15 protein-coding genes are annotated in these 21719 nt (G+C 65.6%); 7 read left to right on the top strand and 8 right to left on the bottom strand.

The annotated features are described in order from the left end of the window. Window positions 1-127 precede the first annotated feature (127 nt). Genes VSR68_RS21380 through moaE form a run of 3 tightly spaced genes read left to right on the top strand, consistent with a single transcriptional unit; the run spans window position 128 to window position 2199 of the window. Window positions 128-1393 carry a molybdopterin-binding protein gene (locus tag VSR68_RS21380; protein ID WP_342941794.1) on the top strand — a complete coding sequence of 422 codons (1266 nt, stop codon included), beginning with the start codon at window positions 128-130 and terminating at the stop codon, window positions 1391-1393. Window positions 1394-1422: 29 nt separating this feature from the next. Further along, complete coding sequence (gene moaD / locus VSR68_RS21375) at window positions 1423-1680, top strand: molybdopterin converting factor subunit 1 (RefSeq protein WP_342941735.1); 258 nt, start codon at window positions 1423-1425, stop codon at window positions 1678-1680. 42 nt (window positions 1681-1722) lie between these two features. After that, a complete protein-coding gene (moaE, locus tag VSR68_RS21370; protein WP_342941734.1) occupies window positions 1723-2199 on the top strand; it encodes a molybdopterin synthase catalytic subunit MoaE in 477 nt (158 codons plus the stop codon). Window positions 2200-2238: 39 nt separating this feature from the next. Here the strand turns inward: moaE and VSR68_RS21365 are convergent, their stop codons facing one another. Beyond that, window positions 2239-2787 (bottom strand): group III truncated hemoglobin, encoded by a 549-nt coding sequence (locus VSR68_RS21365; RefSeq protein ID WP_342941733.1) that lies wholly within the window; start codon window positions 2785-2787, stop codon window positions 2239-2241. A 268-nt stretch (window positions 2788-3055) separates the two neighbouring features. Between VSR68_RS21365 and VSR68_RS21360 the strand changes: the two genes are divergently transcribed. Together VSR68_RS21360 and clpB are read left to right on the top strand one after the other, a co-directional pair. Continuing rightward, window positions 3056-3559: an Rrf2 family transcriptional regulator gene (locus VSR68_RS21360; protein ID WP_342941732.1), complete on the top strand. Its 504-nt coding sequence runs from the start codon at window positions 3056-3058 to the stop codon at window positions 3557-3559. Between the two features lie 291 nt (window positions 3560-3850). Then, window positions 3851-6448, top strand: a complete 2598-nt coding sequence (gene clpB, locus VSR68_RS21355) for an ATP-dependent chaperone ClpB (RefSeq protein ID WP_342941731.1) — start codon at window positions 3851-3853, stop codon at window positions 6446-6448. A 195-nt stretch (window positions 6449-6643) separates the two neighbouring features. On the opposite strand, the gene VSR68_RS21350 is transcribed toward clpB, so the two are convergent. From VSR68_RS21350 to VSR68_RS21335, 4 genes are all read right to left on the bottom strand, one after another. Continuing rightward, window positions 6644-7090, bottom strand: a complete 447-nt coding sequence (locus VSR68_RS21350) for a YidB family protein (RefSeq protein WP_342941730.1) — start codon at window positions 7088-7090, stop codon at window positions 6644-6646. A 167-nt stretch (window positions 7091-7257) separates the two neighbouring features. Then, the gene (locus VSR68_RS21345; protein WP_342941729.1) at window positions 7258-7806 is read right to left on the bottom strand and encodes a ComEA family DNA-binding protein; all 549 of its coding nucleotides are present in this window, start codon (window positions 7804-7806) and stop codon (window positions 7258-7260) included. Between the two features lie 224 nt (window positions 7807-8030). Next, window positions 8031-10463 (bottom strand): penicillin-binding protein 1C, encoded by a 2433-nt coding sequence (gene pbpC / locus VSR68_RS21340; protein WP_342941793.1) that lies wholly within the window; start codon window positions 10461-10463, stop codon window positions 8031-8033. Window positions 10464-10497: 34 nt separating this feature from the next. After that, window positions 10498-16581 carry an alpha-2-macroglobulin family protein gene (locus VSR68_RS21335; protein WP_428983547.1) on the bottom strand — a complete coding sequence of 2028 codons (6084 nt, stop codon included), beginning with the start codon at window positions 16579-16581 and terminating at the stop codon, window positions 10498-10500. A gap of 141 nt (window positions 16582-16722) precedes the next feature. Here VSR68_RS21335 and VSR68_RS21330 point away from each other — a divergent pair, with 141 nt between their 5' ends. After that, window positions 16723-17130: a MerR family transcriptional regulator gene (locus tag VSR68_RS21330; protein ID WP_342941728.1), complete on the top strand. Its 408-nt coding sequence runs from the start codon at window positions 16723-16725 to the stop codon at window positions 17128-17130. A 9-nt stretch (window positions 17131-17139) separates the two neighbouring features. Further along, complete coding sequence (locus VSR68_RS21325) at window positions 17140-17577, top strand: carboxymuconolactone decarboxylase family protein (protein ID WP_342941727.1); 438 nt, start codon at window positions 17140-17142, stop codon at window positions 17575-17577. A gap of 247 nt (window positions 17578-17824) precedes the next feature. Here the strand turns inward: VSR68_RS21325 and VSR68_RS21320 are convergent, their stop codons facing one another. The 3 genes from VSR68_RS21320 to VSR68_RS21310 form a co-directional block, all read right to left on the bottom strand. Then, window positions 17825-19204, bottom strand: a complete 1380-nt coding sequence (locus tag VSR68_RS21320; RefSeq protein WP_342941791.1) for an MATE family efflux transporter — start codon at window positions 19202-19204, stop codon at window positions 17825-17827. Window positions 19205-19206: 2 nt separating this feature from the next. Continuing rightward, window positions 19207-20964 carry a glycosyltransferase family 39 protein gene (locus VSR68_RS21315; protein WP_342941726.1) on the bottom strand — a complete coding sequence of 586 codons (1758 nt, stop codon included), beginning with the start codon at window positions 20962-20964 and terminating at the stop codon, window positions 19207-19209. A 478-nt stretch (window positions 20965-21442) separates the two neighbouring features. Next, window positions 21443-21706 carry a type B 50S ribosomal protein L31 gene (locus VSR68_RS21310; RefSeq protein WP_090862141.1) on the bottom strand — a complete coding sequence of 88 codons (264 nt, stop codon included), beginning with the start codon at window positions 21704-21706 and terminating at the stop codon, window positions 21443-21445. Between the last annotated feature and the right edge of the window lie 13 nt (window positions 21707-21719).

The raw sequence follows: 21719 nt of genomic DNA, 5'->3' as shown, positions 1-21719 counted from the left end.
GGACAAAATCGCCCATCAACGCGACGCGGCCGCGCCCGTTACAATGATTCTTTTCGAATCGCTTCCTTTCCGATCGATGCCCACACCTACGTCTTCGACGCCTGCGCAGTCCGCGCCGCGCGCGCCGATGCTGTCGACGGCCGACGCGCTCGCGACGCTGCTCGGCGCCGCCGTGCAGATCGTCGGCACCGAAACGCTGCCGACACTCGATGCGACCAACCGCGTGCTCGCCGCCGACGTGATCTCGCCGCTCGACGTCCCGCCGATGAGCACGAGCGCGATGGACGGCTATGCGGTGCGTGTCGCCGAGCTGTCGCAAGGCGAACGGCGCTTGCCGATCTCGCAGCGCATTCCGGCGGGCCATGCGCCGCAGCCGCTCGCGGAAGGCACGGCGGCGCGCATCTTCACGGGTGCGACGGTGCCGCCCGGCGCCGACGCGATTGTGATGCAGGAGCAAACGGAAGCGGCCGGCGACGACGTGGCGATCCTGCATACGCCGAAAGCGGGCGAATGGATCACGCAGCAGGGCGCCGACATCCGCAAGGGCGCGACGATCCTGCCCGCCGGCACGCGGCTCACGCCGCAGGCGCTGGGGCTTGCGGCGTCCGTTGGATGCGCGAATCTCGAGGTCGTGCGCCGTGTGAAAGTCGCCGTGTTCTTCACGGGCGACGAACTGACGATGCCCGGCGAGCCGCTCAAGCCCGGCGCGATCTACAACTCGAACCGCTTCACGCTGACGGGCCTGCTGCAGAAGCTCGGCTGCGAAGTCACCGATTTCGGCATCGTTCCCGACAAGCTCGACGCGACGCGGCAAACGCTGCGCGACGCCGCGCAGGCGCACGATCTGATCCTGACGTGCGGCGGCGTGTCGGTGGGCGAGGAAGACCACGTGAAGCCCGCCGTCGAGGCCGAAGGGCGCCTGTCGATGTGGCAGATCGCGATGAAGCCGGGCAAGCCGCTCGCGTTCGGCGCGATTCGCCGCGCGTCGGCGCAGGGCGAAAGCGCGGCGGCGGGTGGGGCGGGCGCATCCGGTGCATCGGGCGCGGCGAGCGAGACGTTCTTCATCGGCCTGCCGGGCAATCCCGTGTCGACGTTCGTCACGTTTCTGCTGTTTGTGCGGCCGTTCCTGCTGCGCCTCGCGGGCGTGCGGACGGTGACGCCGCGCGCGCTGTCGCTGCGCGCCGACTTCACGCAACACAAGGGCGACCGCCGCAACGAATTCCTGCGCGCGCGCGTGAACGCCGCGGGCGGTCTCGATCTGTTCCCGAACCAGAGTTCGGCGGTGCTGACGTCGACGGTCTGGGGCGACGGCCTGATCGACAATCCGCCGAATCATGTGATCAGCGCCGGCGAGACCGTGCGCTTCATCCCGTTTTCCGAATTGCTGAACTGAGCGCGGCCGTTATCGGGCCGCTACCGAGAATGAAGATCCAGTTGAAATATTTTGCGAGTGTGCGCGAAGCGCTCGGCCGCTCAGACGAATCCGTGGACGTGCCCGAAGGCATCGCGACGGTCGGCGACGTGCGCGCCTGGCTGCGCGTGCGCGGCGGCGCGTGGGCCGAGACGCTCGCGGAAGGCCGCGCGCTGCGCATGGCGTGCAACCACGTGATGACGGACGCGGGCACGCGCATCACCGAAGGCTGCGAAGTCGCGTTCTTTCCGCCCGTGACGGGCGGCTGAACAGGGCCATTGAATCAGGCCAAAGAGGCGGGAGGACGAACGATGACGGTCCGCGTTCAGACAGAAGACTTCGACCTGACGGCGGAAGTCGCCGCATTGCGCGCGCAGAATCCGAAGGTCGGCGCGGTGGCGTGCTTCGTCGGCACGGTGCGCGACATCAACGAAGGCGAAGCCGTCGAGACGATGGAGCTCGAGCACTATCCGGGCATGACGGAAAAGTCGCTCGAAGCGATCGTCGACGCCGCTCGCGAGCGCTGGCCCGGCACCGATGTGCTGATCGTGCACCGCGTCGGCAAGCTGATGCCGCTCGATCAGATCGTGCTCGTCGCGACGACGTCGAAGCATCGCGCGAACGCGTTCGCGTCGTGCGAATTCGTGATGGACTACCTGAAGACCCAGGCGCCGTTCTGGAAGAAGGAAAAGACGGAAAGCGGCGAGCGCTGGGTCGATGCGCGTGTCACCGATGACGAAGCGCTCGCGCGATGGGGGCTGGCGTCGGCGAACTCAAAGGCGGATTGAGCGAAGCCCGGCTCAATCGCCGTCGCTCGGAAGTCCGGCTCAATCGCCGTCGCGCGATTTGCCGATGATTCTGGCCGGAAACGGCTCGCCGCGCGGCCGCGCATGTTCCGCCTCGTGCTCTTCGCGCGGACGACGGCGCGGCGCGACGCGCTCCAGCAGCGCCTGCTGTTCGGCGGGAATCTGATAGTCCCAGCCAAAGCGGCTCAACTGCAAGCTTTGTGCGATGCGCAGCGCCGGCTCCATGAAACGCACGGCGGCGGCCGGTTCATAGCGCGATTCGACCGTATCGAGAAACAGATAGAGCCAGTGGCTGAAGTGCCGCGGCTCGACGCCGGCGAGCGGCATGTGCGCCTGCTGCACGTTGCCGCGATATTGCTTCGCGCCGAGAACCAGCGATCCCCAGAACACGCACATCTTCGGCAGATGCTCGTCCCAGCGGCCCGCCAGCTTCTCTTCGAACACGGGACCGAGCAGCGCGTCGGCGCGCACGCGGTCGTAGAACGCGTAGACCAGTTCGCGGATGTTCTCTTCATCCGGTTCGGCGTAGCGCGTGGCGAGACGTTCGGCCGCGGGAATAGTGGAAGACATTTCGGACTTCATAGGTCAAATAAGTGAGACGCGGCAAGCGCTCCGACACGAAGCTCACACAATCCCGTCGCAAACGTTGGGCGTGCTCATCTAAAGTCAGAAAAAAGTGCGCTTCAAACGAAAGTTAGCGTTTATAGTTACGCGAAATAACGAGATAAACGCGGCAATAAGATGCGTTTTCGACGCATGCTATTGCGCGCTGCAGTACCGGCGTTTATGGGGAGGCGTGAACATTCCGCACGTGATCCCCGTCGCGACTTGCCTTTCAATGAGACTGACAGACTATACCGATTACTCACTGCGCGTGTTGCTTTACCTCGCAGTCCGTCCCGAAGGACTTGCGACGATCCAGGACATATCGGACGCGTACGGCATATCGAAGAATCATCTGATGAAGGTGGTTCAGCGGCTTGCGGAACTCGGCTGGGTCGAGACCGTGCGCGGGCGCAACGGCGGTCTGCGGCTGTTCGAGCATTCGTCGGCGCTGACCATCGGCGAGGTGGTGCGCGCAGCCGAGAGCGACTTCACGCTGGTCAGCTGTTTCAACGGCAGCGATCCGGCGGCGCATCGCGAATGTGTCATTCAGTCGCAATGCCGTCTGAAGAGCGTGCTCGAAGCTGCGCGCGAAGCGTTTTTCCGCGAACTTGACGGCTTTACGATCCGCGATATCGCCGAGCCGGCATCGCCGCTGATGTCACTGCTGGGGCTCAAGCCGTCGGCGACCGTCGTGCCGATCGTGCCCATCACACCCGCCGTGCCGACGGGCACCTGAGCCGACCGCACGACCGGCCGCCGGTGTGGCCGTCGTTCGCGCTCGTACTCTGCGCGTATGAACGGCTCGCGGGCGGGCTCGCGCCGTTTGCCGGCGCCTGCCGCGAGCCGCTGCCCGCCATCTCCCGCCTTCGCTTTCCCCGTGCTGGTCGCGGCGCTAAACTGCGCTGTGTCCCGGGCCGGACGCGATAGCGCGGCTGCCGCGCGAATTCTCTCTCCCTGATGCAAAAAAGCGCTTGAAACCTGCCTAAAACGCCTCATTTTGGTGGTAATCGAAATTGGAGGTCTCTTGATGAGAATCGACAAACTCACCACTAAATTCCAGGAAGCGCTGGCCGACGCGCAAAGCCTTGCCGTCGGCCATGACAATCAGTACATCGAGCCCGTTCACCTTCTCGCCGCTCTCGTCGCGCAACAGGACGGCTCGGCGCGTTCGCTGCTGTCGCGCGCCGGCGTCCATGTCCAGGCGCTGCAAACGGCGTTGAACGACGCGATCACGCGTTTGCCGCAAGTCCAGGGGACGGACGGCAACGTGCAGATCGGCCGTGACCTCACGGGTCTGTTGAACCAGGCCGACAAGGAAGCACAGAAGCTCAACGACACCTACATCGCAAGCGAAATGTTCCTGCTCGCCGTCGCCGACGACAAGGGCGAAGCCGGCCGTCTCGCGCGCGAGCATGGGCTGTCGCGCAAGTCGCTGGAAGCGGCCATCGTCGCGGTGCGCGGCGGCTCGCAGGTGCACAGCCAGGACGCCGAAAGCCAGCGCGAAGCACTGAAGAAATACACGATCGATCTGACCGAGCGCGCCCGTGCAGGCAAGCTCGATCCTGTCATCGGCCGTGACGACGAAATCCGCCGTTCGATTCAGATCCTCCAACGCCGGACCAAGAACAATCCGGTGCTGATCGGCGAGCCGGGCGTCGGCAAGACGGCGATCGTCGAAGGTCTCGCGCAGCGCATCGTCAACGGCGAAGTGCCGGAAACGCTCAAGGGCAAGCGCGTGCTGTCGCTCGACATGGCCGCGCTGCTCGCGGGCGCGAAATACCGCGGCGAGTTCGAAGAGCGTCTGAAGGCCGTGCTGAACGACATCGCGAAGGACGAAGGGCAGACCATCGTCTTCATCGACGAGATTCACACGATGGTCGGCGCGGGCAAGGCCGAAGGCGCGATGGACGCGGGCAACATGCTGAAGCCGGCGCTGTCGCGCGGCGAACTGCATTGCGTCGGCGCGACCACGCTCGACGAATATCGCAAGTACATCGAAAAGGATGCCGCGCTGGAGCGCCGCTTCCAGAAAGTGCTCGTCGACGAGCCGACAGTCGAAGCGACCATCGCGATCCTGCGCGGCTTGCAGGAGCGTTATGAACTGCACCACGGCGTCGACATCACCGACCCGGCAATCGTCGCGGCGGCGGAACTGTCGCATCGCTACATCACGGATCGCTTCCTGCCGGACAAGGCCATCGATCTGATCGACGAAGCGGCGTCGAAGATCAAGATGGAAATCGACTCGAAGCCCGAGGAGATGGACAGGCTCGACCGCCGGCGCATCCAGCTGAAGATCGAGCGCGAAGCCGTCAAGAAGGAGAAGGACGAAGCGTCGCAGAAGCGCCTGCAACTGATCGAGGAAGAAATCGAGCGGCTCGACCGCGAATATTCGGATCTCGAAGAAATCTGGACGGCGGAAAAAGCGGCTGTGCAGGGCAGCGCGCAACTGAAAGAAGAGATCGAGAAGACGCGCGCGGAAATCACGCGTCTGCAACGCGAAGGCAAGCTGGAAAAGGTCGCTGAACTGCAGTACGGCAAGCTGCCGCAGCTCGAGGCGCAACTGAAGCAGGTCACGCAGGCCGAGGCGCAGGAGCAGAACAATCCGACGCGTCCGCGCCTCTTGCGCACGCAGGTCGGCGCCGAGGAAATCGCGGAAGTCGTGTCGCGCGCGACGGGCATTCCCGTGTCGCGCATGATGCAGGGCGAGCGCGAGAAGCTGCTGCAGATCGAATCGAAGCTGCATGAGCGCGTGGTCGGCCAGAACGAGGCGATCAGCGCGGTTGCGGATGCGATCCGCCGTTCGCGTGCCGGGCTTTCGGACCCGAACCGTCCGTATGGGTCGTTCCTGTTCCTCGGGCCGACGGGCGTCGGCAAGACCGAGTTGTGCAAGGCGCTCGCGGCCTTCCTGTTCGACGCGGAAGATCATCTGATCCGCATTGACATGAGCGAGTTCATGGAGAAGCACAGCGTCGCGCGTTTGATCGGCGCGCCGCCCGGTTATGTCGGCTACGAAGAAGGCGGCTATCTGACGGAAGCGGTGCGCCGCAAGCCGTACAGCGTGATCCTGCTCGACGAGATCGAGAAGGCGCACCCGGACGTCTTCAACGTGCTGCTGCAGGTGCTCGACGACGGCCGGATGACGGATGGCCAAGGCCGCACCGTGGACTTCAAGAACACGGTGATCGTGATGACGTCGAACCTCGGCTCGCAGGTGATCCAGGCGATGGTCGGCGAGTCACAGGAAGCCGTGAAGGATGCTGTCTGGGAAGAAGTGAAGCTGCACTTCCGGCCGGAGTTCCTGAACCGGATCGACGACGTCGTCGTGTTCCATGCGCTCGGCCGCGACAACATCCAGTCGATCGCGAAGATCCAGCTCGAACGCGTGCACGACCGGCTCGCGAAGCTCGACATGCAACTGGTCGTCTCGGATGCGGCGCTGGAGTTGATCGGCAAGGTCGGCTACGACCCGCTGTTCGGGGCGCGGCCTTTGAAGCGCGCGATCCAGCAGGAGATCGAGAACCCGGTCGCGAAGCTGATTCTGGCCGGCAAGTTCGGGCCGAAGGACGTGATCCCCGTCGAGGTGGAGAACGGCAAGCTCGTATTCGAGCGGGTAGTGCACTAAACCGCACGGGAACGGATGCGCTGACAACGGGCGCATCCGCTTCCGATCGAAAGCAAGAAAACAAAAAAGCAAAGAGGCAACGAAGCGATTCGTTGCCTTTTTGTTTTTTGCGCGCGGCGCTTCAGGCGCTACGCATGTCGAAGCAATGCAAAAGCGACGCAAAAGCGGCGCAGAACTGGTGCAAAAGTGATGCGTTCACGCGTTCTTGTTGCCGCCGAACAGGCCGGCCAGCGCGCCCAGCGAGCCGAGCGCACCCGCGAGGCCGCCCGTGTCGATCTTGCCGTCGGCGGGCACTTCGCCGTTCGGCGTCGCGGCGTTGACGACGTGCGGCAGAACTTGCGACAGCAGGCCCGTCACCGCCGACGGTTCGACGCCGGCCTTCGACGCGATGTTCGTCACGGCTTCCGAGCCGAGCACGTTATGCAGCGCGTCGGCGGCGATCGGCTGGTTCTCGCCGTTGCTGACCCACGAGTTGATGATGTCGCCCGCGCCGTTTTGCTGGAAGCGCTGGATCAGCCCGTTCAGGCCGCCCGGCTGGTTGTTGATGAATTCGAGTGCAGCGGCGATCAGCGCCTGCTGGCCGCCGCCTTCTGGCGAATTGCCGCCGCCGAGCATAGAACCGAGGGTGTCGAGTAGGCTCATGACAATCTCTCTGTAGAGGCCGGCGCGACGCTCGTGAAAGCGTGCGCCGACGGGTAATGAAACGCCGGAAACGCCACGCGAGCGCGGCACCGACAGTCTTGACAGACGCGGGACCTGAAGCAGTGAGGCCATCGGACGCGTAGCGAAGTGCGTCCCGATTCGAGTCCTTATACGCCCGACGCAGCGGACGCGGCCTTGCTTTTCTTCGATTTCTTCGACTTCGAGGCGGGCATATCCGACGCCATCGCAGGCGCGGATGCCGCCGTAGCAGCAGGCGCCGATGCCGCGGCGGCGTCCGCCTTGCTCTTCTTCTTCGACTTCGAGGCCTTCGTGCCCGATGCGGCTTCGGCCGGCGCGGAAGGCGGGGTTTGCGCAGTCGTTGCGGGCGCAGCCGTCGGCTTCGACGTCGTCGCGGCAGGCGTGGAGGTTGCGCCCGTCGGCGGCGTGGAAGAGCCGTTGATCGTCAGGCCCGCAGCTTCGAGATTCTTCACCGACTTCTCGCCGATGCCCTTGACGCGATTCGCGAGGTCGTCGGCATTCTTGAACGGGCCATTCTTCGTGCGTTCATCGATAATCGCTTTCGCATGGACGGGGCCGATGCCCTTGACCGATTCGAGCGCCGCCTGGTCGGCGGTATTGACTTCGACGGCGGACGCGAATCCCGCCGACAACGACAGCATCAGCACGGCGCAAAGCATCAACAGCTTTTTCAACATGGCAATCACTCCATTGAGGGCAAACAGGTAGCCGGAACGGACGACGCATTCACGTTAGCGAGCACTGCGTTCAAGCATAGAACATTTACTGTTCTCTTTCGCCGAACGGCGCGCGACGTTGCGCGAAACGGCCGATTTATACCGGTGCGTCCGTGACAACACAATCGGCCCGCACCAAATTTAAAGCTTTTGCCCACTCGCGGGGCTGACGTCGTGTACGGATGTCAGGGGAGTTTGACGGAGGATAGGGCGGGGCCGGGACTCGCTGTTCGTTGCGCCGTCGTGCTTGCTCCAGTCGTGTTTGCTCCAGTCGAGTTCGCTTCAGTCGTGCCCGTCTTGCTTGTGCCCGGTTTCGCAGGGCCACGCGCCGTCGCGCCGCGTACTTCGAAACGCACCGAATCTGCGCTCGATCCGTCCGCGCCGACGAGTTCCAGCACGTGACGGCCGGGCCAGGGCAGCCACAGCACGCGTTCGTCCCGCCCGAGCGACCGGCCGTCGAGACGCCAGGTGCTGCTCGCGGACGAACCGCTCGCGCGCTCGAACACGATGCGCTGACGCGCGGCGGGAATGTCGGGATCGAGCGCGAAGAGCGTGCCGTCTGTCGGCGAGCCGATGCGCGGCGCTCCGTTCGATGACGACCTGTCCGAACCGCTCGACGCCCGCACCAGCGCCGTTGAACGCGGCGTCCGCGAGACGGCTCGCGCGTCGTTCGTATTGCTGGCATTCGCGGCGAGTCCGATCACGGACGATTCCGTGCCGCTCACGAACCATTCGTTGCGCGCGGGCTCGATGTTCCGGTCGAAGGTCACGCGCGTCTGCACGACGCCGGCGGGCGCGCGCGGCGCGACGCTCGGCACGCGCCGATGCAGATAGCCGACGATGGCCGCCCAGACGGGCGCCGCGCCCGTTACGCCGGATACGTCCCACATCGGCTGTCCGTCGGCATTGCCGACCCACACGCCGACCGTATAGCGCGACGTGTAGCCGATCGTCCAGTTGTCGCGCATGTCCTTGCTGGTGCCCGTCTTGACGGCGGAAAAGAAGCGCGTCGCCAGTGGACTGTCGAAGCCGAACGTGCGCGTGCGCGCGTTGTTGTCCGACAGCACGGTCGTGATGACGTAGCTCGCATCGGCGGTGAAGACGCGTTGCTTCGCGGCAGGCTCACGTGGGTTCGATGCAGGCGGATGACGTGGCGCATCGAAAGTCGGCGTGGCGAAGCCGCCGTTGGCGAGCGCGCGATACGCATTGGTCAGCGACAGCAGTGTCACGTCCGCGCTGCCGAGCGCGAGCGAATAGCCGTAGTAGTCGCCGCTTTGCGAAAGCGGCAGGCCGAGCGCGGTGAGCGTTTTCGCGAAGCGATGCGGCGTGACCATCACGAGCGTGCGCACAGCGGGCACGTTCAGCGACGAGCCGAGCGCCGTGCGCACGCTCACCCAGCCCTTGAAGTCCTTGTCGTAGTTTTGCGGAATATAGAGGCCGCCGCCCGCCGCGAGATCGAGCGGCGCATCGTCGAGCAGCGAAGCGGTGGTAAGCCGCCGCTCGTCGATGGCCTGCGCGTAGAGAAACGGCTTGAGCGTCGAGCCGGCCTGGCGGCGCGCGAGCACGGCATCGACATCGCGCGCACCCGACAGTCCACCCGACGATCCGACCCACGCGAGCACGTCGCCCGTCGCGTTGTCGAGCACGACGACGGCGCCATCGTGCACGTTGCGCGGATGCGCAGGCGCGTTGAGTTCGATGAGCGTGCGCGTGAGCGTGTCACCGGCGAAGCGCTGCAATTTTGCGTCGAGTGTGCTCGTGACGCGCGCGCCCGCCGCCGGATGCGCTTCGCTCGCGATGCGCCGCGCGAAATGCGGCGCGAGCACGGGCGCGTCGGGCGACACCGACAGCAGCGCGGGAGCCGGGCGCGCGAACGCGAGCTGCACGAAGCTCGCGAGATTCGCGCAGCGCTCGGGCGCCTTCATGTCGCGCAGAATCCGGCACGCGCGATCGCTGACCTTCATGTACGACGCATTCGGCGAGCGAATCAGCGCGGCGGCAACGGCGGCTTCGCGTTCGTCGAGGCCGGACGGCGCTTTGCCGAACAACGTGATCGACAGCGCGGACAGCCCGATCGTCTCGCCGCGAAACGGCACGAGATTCAGATACGCCTCGAGAATCTGGTCCTTGCGCCACGTGCGTTCGAGCCATAGCGCGCTCACGGCCTGGCTCGCCTTCTGCGTGATCGAGCGTTGCCCCGAGCGTTGCGGATCGTCGTTGAGCAGCCCTGTGAGTTGCATCGTGACCGTCGATGCACCGCGCGTGCGCGTGTTCCATAGATTCGCCCATGCGGCCGCCGCCGCACCGCGCCAGTCGATGCCGCTGTGCTCGTAAAAGCGCTTGTCCTCCGACACGACGATCGCTTCGCGCAGTGCCGGCGACACATCCGGGAGCGCGACCCAGTCGCCGCGCCGCTCGGTGTTGTCGATGCGCGTGCGCTGCAACGGCACGCCGTCGCGGGACAGCAGCAGCCAGTCGGAGCTGCGCCATTGCGTGTGGACGTCGTCGAAGGTCGGCAGCGCATGCGCGGCGAGCGGCGTGGCGATCAGCAGCGCGCACAGCACGACGCGCGCGCACGCGCTGCGCCACCGCCCGTTCAGCGGGCGAGTGCGGCTCATCGCGTTCGTGCGGTCCATCGTCATGCGCTCCTCGTTACTTCGCCGCCGCCGCGGGCTTCACGATGACGGGCGCATTCGGCAGCACGCCGAGCGTCGACGGCGCATAGAGCGCTTCGACGCGCGTCGGCGGCAGGCCGAACGTGCCGACGTTGTTCAGCCGGATCGTGTACTCGACCGAAAATTTGCCCTTCGGCACATAGTCGTAGTACGCGCGATACCCATCGAAGCCGCGCTCGACGAACGACGGCCACGCATAGCCCTTCGACTTTTCGCCTTCCGTCGCCGCTTCCGAATCGCGGCCCAGACCCGAGCCGAGGATTGTCGCGCCGGCGGGCACGGGGTCGTTGATGACCACCCACGTCATGTCCGTCTGCGCGTCGATGTCGAGATGCACACGCACGATGTCGCCGCGTGTGTTCACGCCCTTGACGGCGGGGTCGATCGGCGTGACCGTCTTCGTGATCCTGTAGCCCGCGGCGAACGGCGCTTTCAGCGCGACGGCGGCGAGACTTTCGATCGTGGCCCACGGCTTGCCGGTGCCGTCGTGCGCGAGCGTCAGCGGGACGGGTGCGCTGCGTGCGCCTGCCGGCCACGGCAGCAACTGGCTGCGCACGTCGGCTGTTTTCGTGACGGGCGTCGCGGCCGCGTCGTTCGTTGCGGCGGACGCGGGCTGGCTCCACGAAATCGCGCTGTCCGTCGTGCCGAGTTGCAGCTTCGTCTGTCCCGTCACAGGCGCGCTCTCGAAGACCTGCGAGAAACGCTGCACGGCAATCGAGCCCCACAGGTTCGCCGTCGTCGTCTGCCATGCGCCGTTCTTCTGCAATGCGAGCAGACCCGCGACGAGACGCGGCATCTCGTCCTTCCAGCCGGGCGTCTCGACGAACATCAGCGCGGTGCGCGCGGCGTTCGTTTCGGTGCCTGTCATCAGCCACCAGAGGTCGTCGTTATCGGCTGTCGAGAAGGTGAGGCGCGTGCCCTGGTACGTGAGCCGCGAACGGATGATCTGCTCGGCTTGCGCGAGCTTTTCTGCGCGTTGGGGAATGTCCTTCACGCGCGACAGCACCGCGTAGTAGTCGAGGACCGCCGACGTCGGCCACTGGTTCGGCGCGATCTCGATCGAGCCGAGCATGCTGGCGCGCGCCGCGCCATGACGCGACAACGCTTCGAGCGCGGCGAGCTTGCGCAGGTCGAGATCCTTGCGCGGCGCCCAGACGTCGCGGGCCACCCGGCCTTCGACGAAATTCGCGAGGCCGCCTTCGAGCTTCGCGCGAAGCTCGTCGGGCAACGCGAAACGCGGATCGAGCTTCGCGGCTTCGTCGGTGACGGAGAGCAGATACGCGGTGAGCGCCGTGCTGCCCGTGTTGCCGCTGTCGTCGGCGGGCGGGAAGTAGTTCGCGAGGCCGTCCTTGTCGAGATAGACGGGCATGCGCGCGACGACGGCCTGCCAGCGCGCCGGATCGCGCAAGCCGAGCGCAACAGACGTCTGCTGTTCGAGGCAGCTATACGGATAGCGCTCGAACCAGCGGCGCACGCCGGGCATGCCGTCGGCGAGCTTCGATTGCAGCGACACCGCGATGCCGCCGCGCAGCGCGCCCGCTTGCGTCATGGTCGCGTCGGGCGGCGCGGCGACGGGCAGCGAGAACGAGCCGTCGATCTGCGTGAGCGTGGCCTGCTGAACGGTGACGGGAATCGCGGCCGTCACGCGCTGCGTGACTTTCAGCCCGTCTGCCGCGTGCGGCCCGCCTTGCTCCGTCGCGCCGACGCTCCACGCGAGCGCAGCGGGCGATGCTTCGGACAGGCCGTCGGGCGGCGTCACCGTCCATGCGACTTCGCGCGCCGAATCCGCTGGAATGTCGACCGTTTGCGGCTGCAACGACAACCCCGGCACGTTCGGCGTCACGACGACTTTCATTGCGCGCGTCGTCGTGTTGCGCACCGTGAATTGCGCGCGGAACTGATCGCCTTCGCGCACGAGCGGCGGCAGGCCGGAGATCAGTTGCAGATCCTGCGTGCTGCGAATCGACGTGCTGCCCGTGCCGAACGTCCCGTCGCCGACAGCCGCAATCGCGACGATGCAAAAGCTCGTCAGCGAATCGTTGAGCGGCACGTCGACGAAGGCTTCACCGTTGGCGTCGAGCGTCACGCGCGGCTTCCACAGCAGCAGCGTATCGAACAGCTCGCGCTGCGCGCTGTGTCCACCGCCGCCGCCCGCGGGCACCGCCTTGCGCCCGAAGTGACGGCGGCCCACGATCTCCATCTGCGCGGTCGCCGTTTCGACGCCATAAGCGCGCCGTTGCAGCATCGCATCGAGCACGTCCCAGCTGTTGTTCGGCATCAGTTCGAGCAGCGCTTCGTCGACGGCGGCGACCGCGATCTGCGTGCCGGCCGGCGCGGGCTTGCCGCCCGGCATCTGCACGCGCAGCTTCACATGCGCCTTGCCGCGTACCGTGTACGACTTCGCGTCGGGTGTCACCGTGACGGCCAGCCTGTGTGCCGCCGTGCCGACCTTGATTTCGGCGAGGCCATAACGGAACGCGGGCTTCGACAGATCGACGAGCGGCGTCGGCGCTTCGTAGTAGCGGCCTTCGTACCAGAACGCGCGCGCCCATTCGAGCGGCGCTTTCCAGCCCCACGTGAAGAACGAGTACCACGGCACTTCTCGAATGCGCCCGCGCAGCGCGAGCACTGACACATACACGTTGGGCCCCCACGTTTCGTTCACTTTCAGCTCGACGGTCGGGTCCTTGCCGTCCAGCTTCACGACATGCGTTTCGACGATGCCTTCGCGCTCGACAGCAACGAGCGCGGTCGCGAAGCGGAAGGGCATGCGCACCTGGAAGCGCGCCGTCTCGCCCGGCTCGTAAGCCGTCTTTTCGGGCAGTACGTCGATGCGATCGGTGTTTTCGCCGCCGAACCACAGGTCTTCTTCGCGCGTGACCCAGACGGAGGTCGCGGCCGTCGACAGATTGCCGTCGCCGTCCTTCGCCGTCACGACGAGATCGACGTTGCCCGCTTCCTTGAGCTTCGCGTCGCAGCTCATCAGGCCGTGGTCGTCGCTCTTGCCGCTGCACAGCGTGCCGAGGTCTTTTGTTTCGGTGTGGTTGTCGTATGCGTAGAAGCCGCCGACCATGCGCTTTCTCGACGTGATCGTGATGCGCGCGACGCCGCGCACGTCGAGCGGCACGCCCGCGCGCGGCTTGCCTTGCAGATCGACGGCGAGCGCCTTCACGGGCACCGTGCTGCCCACCGATACCCATCGCCCCGACTTCACGCCCGCGACGACGGCGGCGGGCCACAACGTCGCGTCGCCGCCGATCGTCTGCACTTCGCCGTTCGGATCGGCGAACGTGGCTTCGAGCGCGAGACGCTTCGGCGCATCGACGTGCGGCAGGTTCTTCAGCGTCAGGCTGCCCGCACCGTTGCGGTCGAGCGTGACGGGTTCCTTGTCGGCGATCAGCTTCGATGTGTCGTCGTCGGATTGCGGCTCGCTTTCTTCGTCATCCGAAGCGGACGATTCGCTGCTCTCGTTGTGCTTCCTGTACGGCGCGAAGCTGAATTCCGGATACGTGCCAGCGAAGGCGGGCGTCGTGTTCTTCATCAGCGCCGATACCTGCACGGGCAAGCCCGATGCGCCGCCGCCCGACATATAGTCGATCTGCAACGCGAGCGGCGCTTCCTTCGCGGCGACGAGCGGATGGGTCTTCGCGTCGCGCGCGGCGATCGTGCCTTTGAACACGGGCAGGCGGAATTCCTCGACGCGGAAGCTGCCGGATGCATAGCTGTGGTGCGGTGAACCGGTGTCGTTGGCGTCGCTGTCGTCGTTGTTTTCAGTCGTGCTTTCGGCGGAGGTCGCAGAGGCGTCGCCGTCGTCGAGCGACACGCTGTACTCGCCGAGCTTCGCCGATGTGGGAATCGCAAACGTCGAGTCGGCCGTGTGATCGGCGGCCCATTTGAGCGGCATGTGCCACGTCTGTCCGCTGCCGAGATGACGGATCGTCACGCGCATCGGATACGCGTTGGGGAACGCGAGGCCGTGCATCGTCTCGACGCGGATCATGTGTTTCATCGATACCGTTTCGCCCGCGCGCAGCAGCGTCCGGTCGAACACGGTATGCGCGCGCACGGTCTGTTCGACGCTCGTATCCGTCGGCACGTTGAAACGCCACGCTTCGATGCCCTGGTTCCAGTCGGAGCGCACGAACGCCATGTCGTGACCCGTCTTCGCGTCGTCGATGCGCGCGGACACGAAAAAGCCTTCGAAACTCTCTTCGTCGCACGCGCGGCGCGCAGCCAGCGACTGGTTGATCGTCAGCACGCCGTGCGCGTCGGTCTTGCCGGACGCGACTTCATCGCCGTTGCAATCGCTCACGTGCACGTCGGCGTTCGGCACGGGCTGGCCCTTGTCGAGCGTCGTCACCCACACGACGCTGTTCTCGCGGCCTTGCTTGAAGTGCACGCCGAGGTTCGTGACGAGCACAGCCGTGCGCACGTACATCGGCGCGTGCTTGCCGAGCAGCGATGCGCCGAGCGCGGGCGACGCGAGTTCGATCACATAGAAGCCGGGCTTCGTCACCGGCACGCCGACCACTTCGAACGGACGCAGCGTTTTCGGATCGGCCTTCGGCAGCGCGAGCGTCTCGACCTTCGGCTGGCCGGCGAGCAGCGACAGCGAGCGCACGTCGATCAGCGGATTCTTGCGGTCCTCGGCCGAGCTGGCGTCTTCGGCATTGCGCGGCACGATCACGGGATGTGGATTGTGCGCGAGCAGTCGCGGCATCTGCTCATTGATCGACTGACGATCCATCATGAAGCCGTCGAAGCGGTCGACGTTGCGCATCCAGCGGCGGATGTCGCCATCGGCATCGACGCGCAGCTTCGTGAACTGCGCGTTGCCCGCGTTGAGCCCGGCGATATGCAGATCGGCCTCGACGTTGCGCAGCGTGACGGGCACGAGCGCGGGCATGTCGGGTTCCGCGAAACGCTCGATGATGCCGAACGTGCCCGACGAAAACTTCGCGAGCGGCGGCAGCGGGCCGGTATTCGTCTTGAGCGGAAACAGATCCGCGTTGGTCAGCGCGCGGCCGCTTGCGTCCTTCAGATTCGACGGAATGTCGATGGTCAGCTCGGCGCGCTCGGGCAGCGGCGCGGCGAATTCGACAGCGGTGGTCTGCGGGTCTTTGTCGTCGGCGGAGAACGACGGCTTGATCTCGCCGTCTGGCCCCTTGATGCGGATCTTCTCGGCATCTGCGCGCAGGATCGGAGCATTGAACTGCACGCGCAGCGGACGCAACGGCGTGCAGGGCGCCTTCGCGTTTTCGCGCTCGCAGCTGAAGCTCGCGGCGAACGGCGCGCGCACGGTGAAGTCGAAGCGGCGCTCGACGTCGTTGACGATGCCGCTCGGACTCGCGACGCCCTTGCCATAGACGAGCTGCGCCTTCGTGCCCGACGGCAGCGCCTGCTGGCATTGCAGCGTGAGCACGCGCGTCGCTTCCTTTTGCAGCCTGAAGCGTTTGATCAACGCCGTGCGCGTGGCGGCATCGACGTTCCTGACGGGAATGCGGTTGCCGAGTCCGCTCGATTCGCACCACACGTTTCGACTGACGGAGGCCTCCGTTGCCGGTCCGTTCAGACGGACCACAAACGCCTGGTCCTCTTCGATTTCGCCGCCGTATGGCTCGATGCTCTGCACGAACGGGCCGCCCGTTTCGAACGCATAGTGACGCGGGCCCGTCAACGCATGGCCCGCCGACGATTTCAGCCCGTCGTTCAGATCGACGGAACACGCGACGCCTGGCGGCAGATCGGCGGTGAAATCCCAGGCCCAGGTCTTGTCGTCGATCCAGCGCGGCTGGCCGGCGCTCGCGGACGCATCGCTGCACTTGATGCGCGCGGGCGCGGGCAGATTCGGCGCGCCGAACGCGACCATCGATTCGTCGAACTTGACGACGACCTGGCGCACCTGCGTGACCTTGCCTTGCGGCGAGACCTGTGTGATGCGGGCTGCATCGGCGCGCCATGCAAGCGTGGCGAGAAGGCCGAGCGCCACAGCCGTCGCGGCTGCCCCTATCCATTGACGTTTGATGGTGCCGCTTTGCATCGACTGCGCTCCCGGTTTCATTTTTCTTTCGGATCGCCGCCGATTCTAGCCGATGCACCCGGCGTTTCAGCCCGGTTGCGCTGTAGGATTTCGTTGAATTTTGTCGATCAACAGATCGTGCTTGACTTAGAGTTCACTCGAAGTCCTAACCTGAGTTCCGTCATGTCGAAAGCTCTCACCATCGGTCAGGTCGCCGCGACGAGCGGCGTCTCCACACATACGCTGCGCTACTACGAGCAGGCGGGATTGCTGCGCCCGGTCGGCCGCACGGACGCGGGCCATCGTCTTTATTCGCCCGCCGATCTCGACTGGTTGCGCTTCGTGATGCGGCTGAAAGCGACGGGGATGCCGATTGCCGGCATGCAGGCGTTCGCCGCGCTGCGCGCGGAGGGCGATGCGACGATCGGCGCGCGGCGCGAGATGCTGATCGAGCATCGAGAGGCCGTGCTGGCGCGCATCGCGGAGCTGCAGACCAATCTCGACGCGATCACCGACAAGATCGCGGTCTATGAGGCGGCCGAGCGTGAGGCGGCATCGGCAGGACATATCGGAAACGCACGACTTGAATGAGGACTCGCAATGAATGACGCATATGCAAAGGCACAAGAACGGACGCGGGAAGAGGCACGCGGCGATCGCTACGCGCGCGGCTGGGACAAGCTGAAGGAAATCGACGGAACGGCGGGAGAGAAAGTGATCGCGTCGCTGGCGCCGATTGCGCCCGATTTCGCGCGGATGCTGATCGAGTTTCCGTTCGGCGATGTGTACAGCCGTCCGCAACTGGACCTGCGCGCACGAGAGATCGCGACGATCGCCGCATTGGCCGCGCTCGGCAATGCGCAGCCACAACTGAAGGTGCACGTCGAGGCGGCGCTCAATGTCGGATGCACGCGCGACGAGATCGTCGAGGTGTTCATGCAGATGGCCGTGTATGCAGGCTTTCCGGCGGCGTTGAATGCGTTGTTCGCGGCGCGTGAAGTGTTCGCGCAGCGCGATGAGGAAGAGGCGGCCGCGTAGACGGTATCCGCGGCGATTGCGGGTTTAGGGAAAAACTAAGGCGCAACTAACGGTCTGTTTTTCCCACTCACTGTCACGGGGCGTGAGCGGCACGCACCTGATGCTTCGTCTTTAGAGAGGATGTCGCTTTCGGGAAATGCGTTTACCGCTTTGCCGAAACGGAGGTGAGCGCGCGAGCAGGCGGATCGCGCCAGCACCCGATCGAACATCGAGGCACGTGCCGCCCGCATGAAAAGCGCCTATGCGTTCAGGCCGCGCTATCCGCCTGCATCTGCGCGCCGATCCGCACCGACCGCCTGCTGATCCAGCGCAGATAGAACGCGAGACCGACGCCTGCTATCGCCAGGCTTGCCGTGTTCGCGAGCCAGAAGCCGCGTGCGCCCGTGAACGATGCGGGCACCCATCCGCCGACGTCGAAGCCGAGCGCATAGCCGCCGCCGAGTCCGACGCCCCACAACGCGACCGCGTAGATCACGGTCGGCACGACGGCAACGCGATACGCGCGCAGCACGAATGCCGACGTGATCTGCAACGCGTCGCAGAGATGGTAGAAGACGACGATCAGCACCAGCGGCATCGCCGCTGCCGCGACCCGCGCATCCGGCGTATAGCCTGCGATGATCAGCGGCCGCAGCGCGAGCACGATCACGCCGTAGCAGCACGCGATCGCGACGGCCATCGCGATGCCGTGCCTGGCGAGCGTGCGCGCTGCTTCGTAGCGATGAGCGCCGAGCGCCTGGGCGACGAGCGTCGACGTCGCGATGCCGATCGACAGCGGCGTCATGTACAGCACGGCGCCGATGTTGCCCGCGATCTGATGCCCGGCCAGCGTCGTCGTGCCGAAACGGGCGATGAAGAGCGCCATGAACGTATACGACGTGACTTCGATCAGATACGAGAGTCCCATCGGAATGCCAAGCTTCAACTGCGCGGCCTGACGGCGCCAGACGGGCCAGCAGAAATGCGCGAAGATCGCGAACGGCCGGAACACGTCGAGCTTCGTCATCGCCAGCATGCCGACGACGGCGAGCGCCCAGTTGATCAGCGTGCTGGCGAGCGCGCAGCCCGGGCCGCCGAGCGCCGTCACGCCGAGTCCACCGAAGATCAGCCATGTGTTGAGCGGCAGCTTCAGCATCAGTGCGCCGATCTGCAGGATCATCACGAGCCGCGGCTGGCCGACGGCGTTCGTCAGCGAACTGTAGACGCGAAACGCAAGGCTCGCCGGCAAGCCGAACGCGACGATCTGCAGGTACGACACCGTGCGCTCGCGCAGTGCTTCGGGGGCGCGCGCAAGCTGGAGCAGCGGGTGAGGGAAGTAGAGAATCAGAAAGCCGATGACGGCGAGCGCGAACGCTAGCCACAGCGCCTGGCGCACTTCCTCGCCGATCTCGTTATAGCGGGCGGCGCCGTACAACTGGCCTGCGATCGGCTGCAACGCGGTCAGAATGCCCGTCAAACCGATATACACGGAGATGTAGATCGACGCGCCGAGGCCGAGTGCGGCCAGATCCGTCGCCGAGTAGCGGCCGACCATCGCCGTGTCGATCACGCCGAATGCGATGATCGCCAGCTGGCCGATCAGCACGGGCCATGCGAGCCCGGCGATTTTCCGCACATCGGCGAACATCGTCAGCCGTGTTTCTTCGGGCGCCACGGGTGGCGTTTGACGGGCGGCTGCGGGCGGTCGATGCGCACGTACAGCCGGAAGCGTTCGTCGCGGTCGGCGGCGCGGCGGCCTTCCCATACGAGCTTCCACACGAAGTTCGACATCGAGCTCGGCTCGCCGAAGTCCTGCGTGTCCTGGCGCAGGATCACGTCGCAGTCTTCGTTGAACGAAAAATGCATGTCGCCGAAATACGCGAACGTCGCGATCTGCGCGTCACCGAGACGCACGGGCGCAATGCAGTTGTAGTCGGGCGGCAGATGCGCGGAGATCTGTTCGGCCACGTCCTTGTACGTCCGGCTGTAGTTGACGACGGGCAGCCAGAGCGTCATCAGCAGCACCCACATCAGCGTCGTGCCGGCGCTCGACAGCACGACGCTGCGCCACAGCACCTTCGGATGGCGCGCGACGCGCCACTGCACGAGCGCGAACCAGCAGAGCGTCACGGCCACCGCGCACAGGAACGACAGGATCTTGAACTGCGGCGTGAAGCCCGGCGCGAGCCGCGCGAGATTGCGCGCAAGCTGATGCGGAAAGCCCGTCATGCCTGCGAGCCACACGAGCCAGACGAACGTGCCGAGCACCGTGAAGCTCAGCACCGCGAACCAGTCGATTGCGTTGATCGCGCCGCGCTTGAGGGTCGGCAGCGCGAACGCGGCGATCACCGAGAGCGCGGGCATCAGCAGCGTGAAAAGGCGGTTCGTTCCCTGGCTTTGCAGCACGACGAGAACCAGCAGCGGCGCGATCACCGACAGCGGAATCGCGATGTGCGGCGCGCGCCGCAGCCCCGCCCAGCTGAACCACGCCCAGATCGCGAGCGGCCACGCGGGCCATGCGAAGAGCGGCAGGTTCTTGACGGCATACCGCAGCGTCGAGCCGTACGGGCCGGCGAACGCGTGCAGGCTGGTGCGCATCCACTGGTGAAGGAACCAGACGGCGTCGTCGGGGAAGAGCGCGATCGCCGTGAGCGGCCAAACGACCGAGAGCGCCAGCGCGACGGGCAGACCCGCGAGCATCAGTGTGCGCCAGTGCGTTTCGTGCACGATGATCAGCATCGCGAACGTGCCGACGAGCAGCGCGCCGACGAGCACGGGATTGCTCGTCAGCGCGACGAGGCCGATCGCGCAGCCCCAGATCAGCGCGCCCTGGACGGGCTTGTCGATCATCCGCACGAGGCCGTAGACGAGCATCGCGATGCAGACGAATTGCGCGATCTGCGGCGTCGTTTCGTGGCCGCGCTCGGCGAGGCCGAAGATCGCGAGCAGGATCAGCAGCGCGCCGTCGCCGAGCGTGCGACCGTAGTCGCGCGGCTCGGGCTCGCCGCCGAATGCGTACTTGAACGGCTGCACCTCGGGCCGGCGGCCGAGCAGATAGGCCGCGTACCAGACGAACGCGCAAGCCGCGCAGAACAGCAGGCCCGTGAACACACGCGATGCGTTGCTTGCGTCGACGAGCGGGTCCAGCAAGCGGATCGCGCTCGCGCCGAGCCAGTAGCCAAGCGGCGCATCCGACGTGATGTACTTGCCGACGAGATTGGGCAGCATCCAGTCGTGCAGCGTGCCGTTGGCCATCGTCCACATGACGCCGAAGCCGGCTGCGTCCTCCGTCTTCCACGGGTCGCGGCCAAACAGGCCAAACGACGCGTACACGACGCAGATGGTGAGCAGCAGCCAGCGCGGCAGCGCGCTGGTGGCGGAAGCAGTGAGGCGAACGACAGATCTCATGCGGTGTTCGTGTGAGGCCGACCGAACGGCAGCCGGGAGTTATTGATGGAGCGCAGGAGGCGTCTCTGAATCAGCATGCGGCATTGTAGACGCGCGGCACGGTGCCCGTCACAAACGCGCGCCGCTGCGGCCGATGGAAGCAGGGCAGCGAAAGAACTGCGAAGCGGGCATTCGGGGCGGCGTTCGACGTGGACGAAGCGGGTCGTGCGGCGGGCGTCAGGCGGACTTTGCTTCGAAGCCGGCCGTCGCGCCGACGGCTGTTGTCGCGCAGGCATATCGCAATAGCAACAGCAGTGGAAATAGATGCAGCCCGCATGCAACGCGGCGCAATGCCGTATCGGGCGAAGCGAAGCAACGCAGCCAGCGAGCCCGACCCAGCCCGACAAACCTTTCGCCGACAAAAAAGGGCAGCTTGCGCTGCCCTTCTTGCATCGTGGCGGCCCGGACGGGAGTCGGGGCCTGCAACGTGTACTGCCGGTTACTTCGCGGCCTTGCCCGAAGCGCGGGCGCCGAACTTCTTGTTGAACTTCTCGACGCGGCCTGCCGTGTCCATGATCTTTTGCTGGCCCGTGTAGAACGGGTGCGATTCCGACGAGACTTCGATCTTCGCCAGCGGGTACGTCTTGCCGTTGAATTCGGCCGTTTCACGCGTCTGGATGGTCGAGCGCGTCACGAACCTGAAGTCGTTCGACATATCGACGAACAGGACTTCGCGGTAATTCGGGTGGATGCCTTCTTTCATGGTCTTTCCTTTA

The sequence above is a fragment of the Paraburkholderia phymatum genome (assembly GCF_038900715.1).
Lineage (GTDB): Bacteria > Pseudomonadota > Gammaproteobacteria > Burkholderiales > Burkholderiaceae > Paraburkholderia > Paraburkholderia phymatum_A.
Note: the sequence above shows the minus strand (reverse complement) of the source record. Positions and strands in the feature narration are given on the sequence as shown.

Coding starts and splice junctions, on each gene's coding strand:
- VSR68_RS21380 (WP_342941794.1), top strand. CDS start 128: ATGCTGTCGACGGCCGACGCGCTCGCGACGCTGCTCGGCGCCGCCGTG.
- moaD (WP_342941735.1), top strand. CDS start 1,423: ATGAAGATCCAGTTGAAATATTTTGCGAGTGTGCGCGAAGCGCTCGGC.
- moaE (WP_342941734.1), top strand. CDS start 1,723: ATGACGGTCCGCGTTCAGACAGAAGACTTCGACCTGACGGCGGAAGTC.
- VSR68_RS21365 (WP_342941733.1), bottom strand. CDS start 2,787: ATGTCTTCCACTATTCCCGCGGCCGAACGTCTCGCCACGCGCTACGCC.
- VSR68_RS21360 (WP_342941732.1), top strand. CDS start 3,056: ATGAGACTGACAGACTATACCGATTACTCACTGCGCGTGTTGCTTTAC.
- clpB (WP_342941731.1), top strand. CDS start 3,851: ATGAGAATCGACAAACTCACCACTAAATTCCAGGAAGCGCTGGCCGAC.
- VSR68_RS21350 (WP_342941730.1), bottom strand. CDS start 7,090: ATGAGCCTACTCGACACCCTCGGTTCTATGCTCGGCGGCGGCAATTCG.
- VSR68_RS21345 (WP_342941729.1), bottom strand. CDS start 7,806: ATGTTGAAAAAGCTGTTGATGCTTTGCGCCGTGCTGATGCTGTCGTTG.
- pbpC (WP_342941793.1), bottom strand. CDS start 10,463: ATGAGCCGCACTCGCCCGCTGAACGGGCGGTGGCGCAGCGCGTGCGCG.
- VSR68_RS21335 (WP_428983547.1), bottom strand. CDS start 16,581: ATGAAACCGGGAGCGCAGTCGATGCAAAGCGGCACCATCAAACGTCAA.
- VSR68_RS21330 (WP_342941728.1), top strand. CDS start 16,723: ATGTCGAAAGCTCTCACCATCGGTCAGGTCGCCGCGACGAGCGGCGTC.
- VSR68_RS21325 (WP_342941727.1), top strand. CDS start 17,140: ATGAATGACGCATATGCAAAGGCACAAGAACGGACGCGGGAAGAGGCA.
- VSR68_RS21320 (WP_342941791.1), bottom strand. CDS start 19,204: ATGTTCGCCGATGTGCGGAAAATCGCCGGGCTCGCATGGCCCGTGCTG.
- VSR68_RS21315 (WP_342941726.1), bottom strand. CDS start 20,964: ATGAGATCTGTCGTTCGCCTCACTGCTTCCGCCACCAGCGCGCTGCCG.
- VSR68_RS21310 (WP_090862141.1), bottom strand. CDS start 21,706: ATGAAAGAAGGCATCCACCCGAATTACCGCGAAGTCCTGTTCGTCGAT.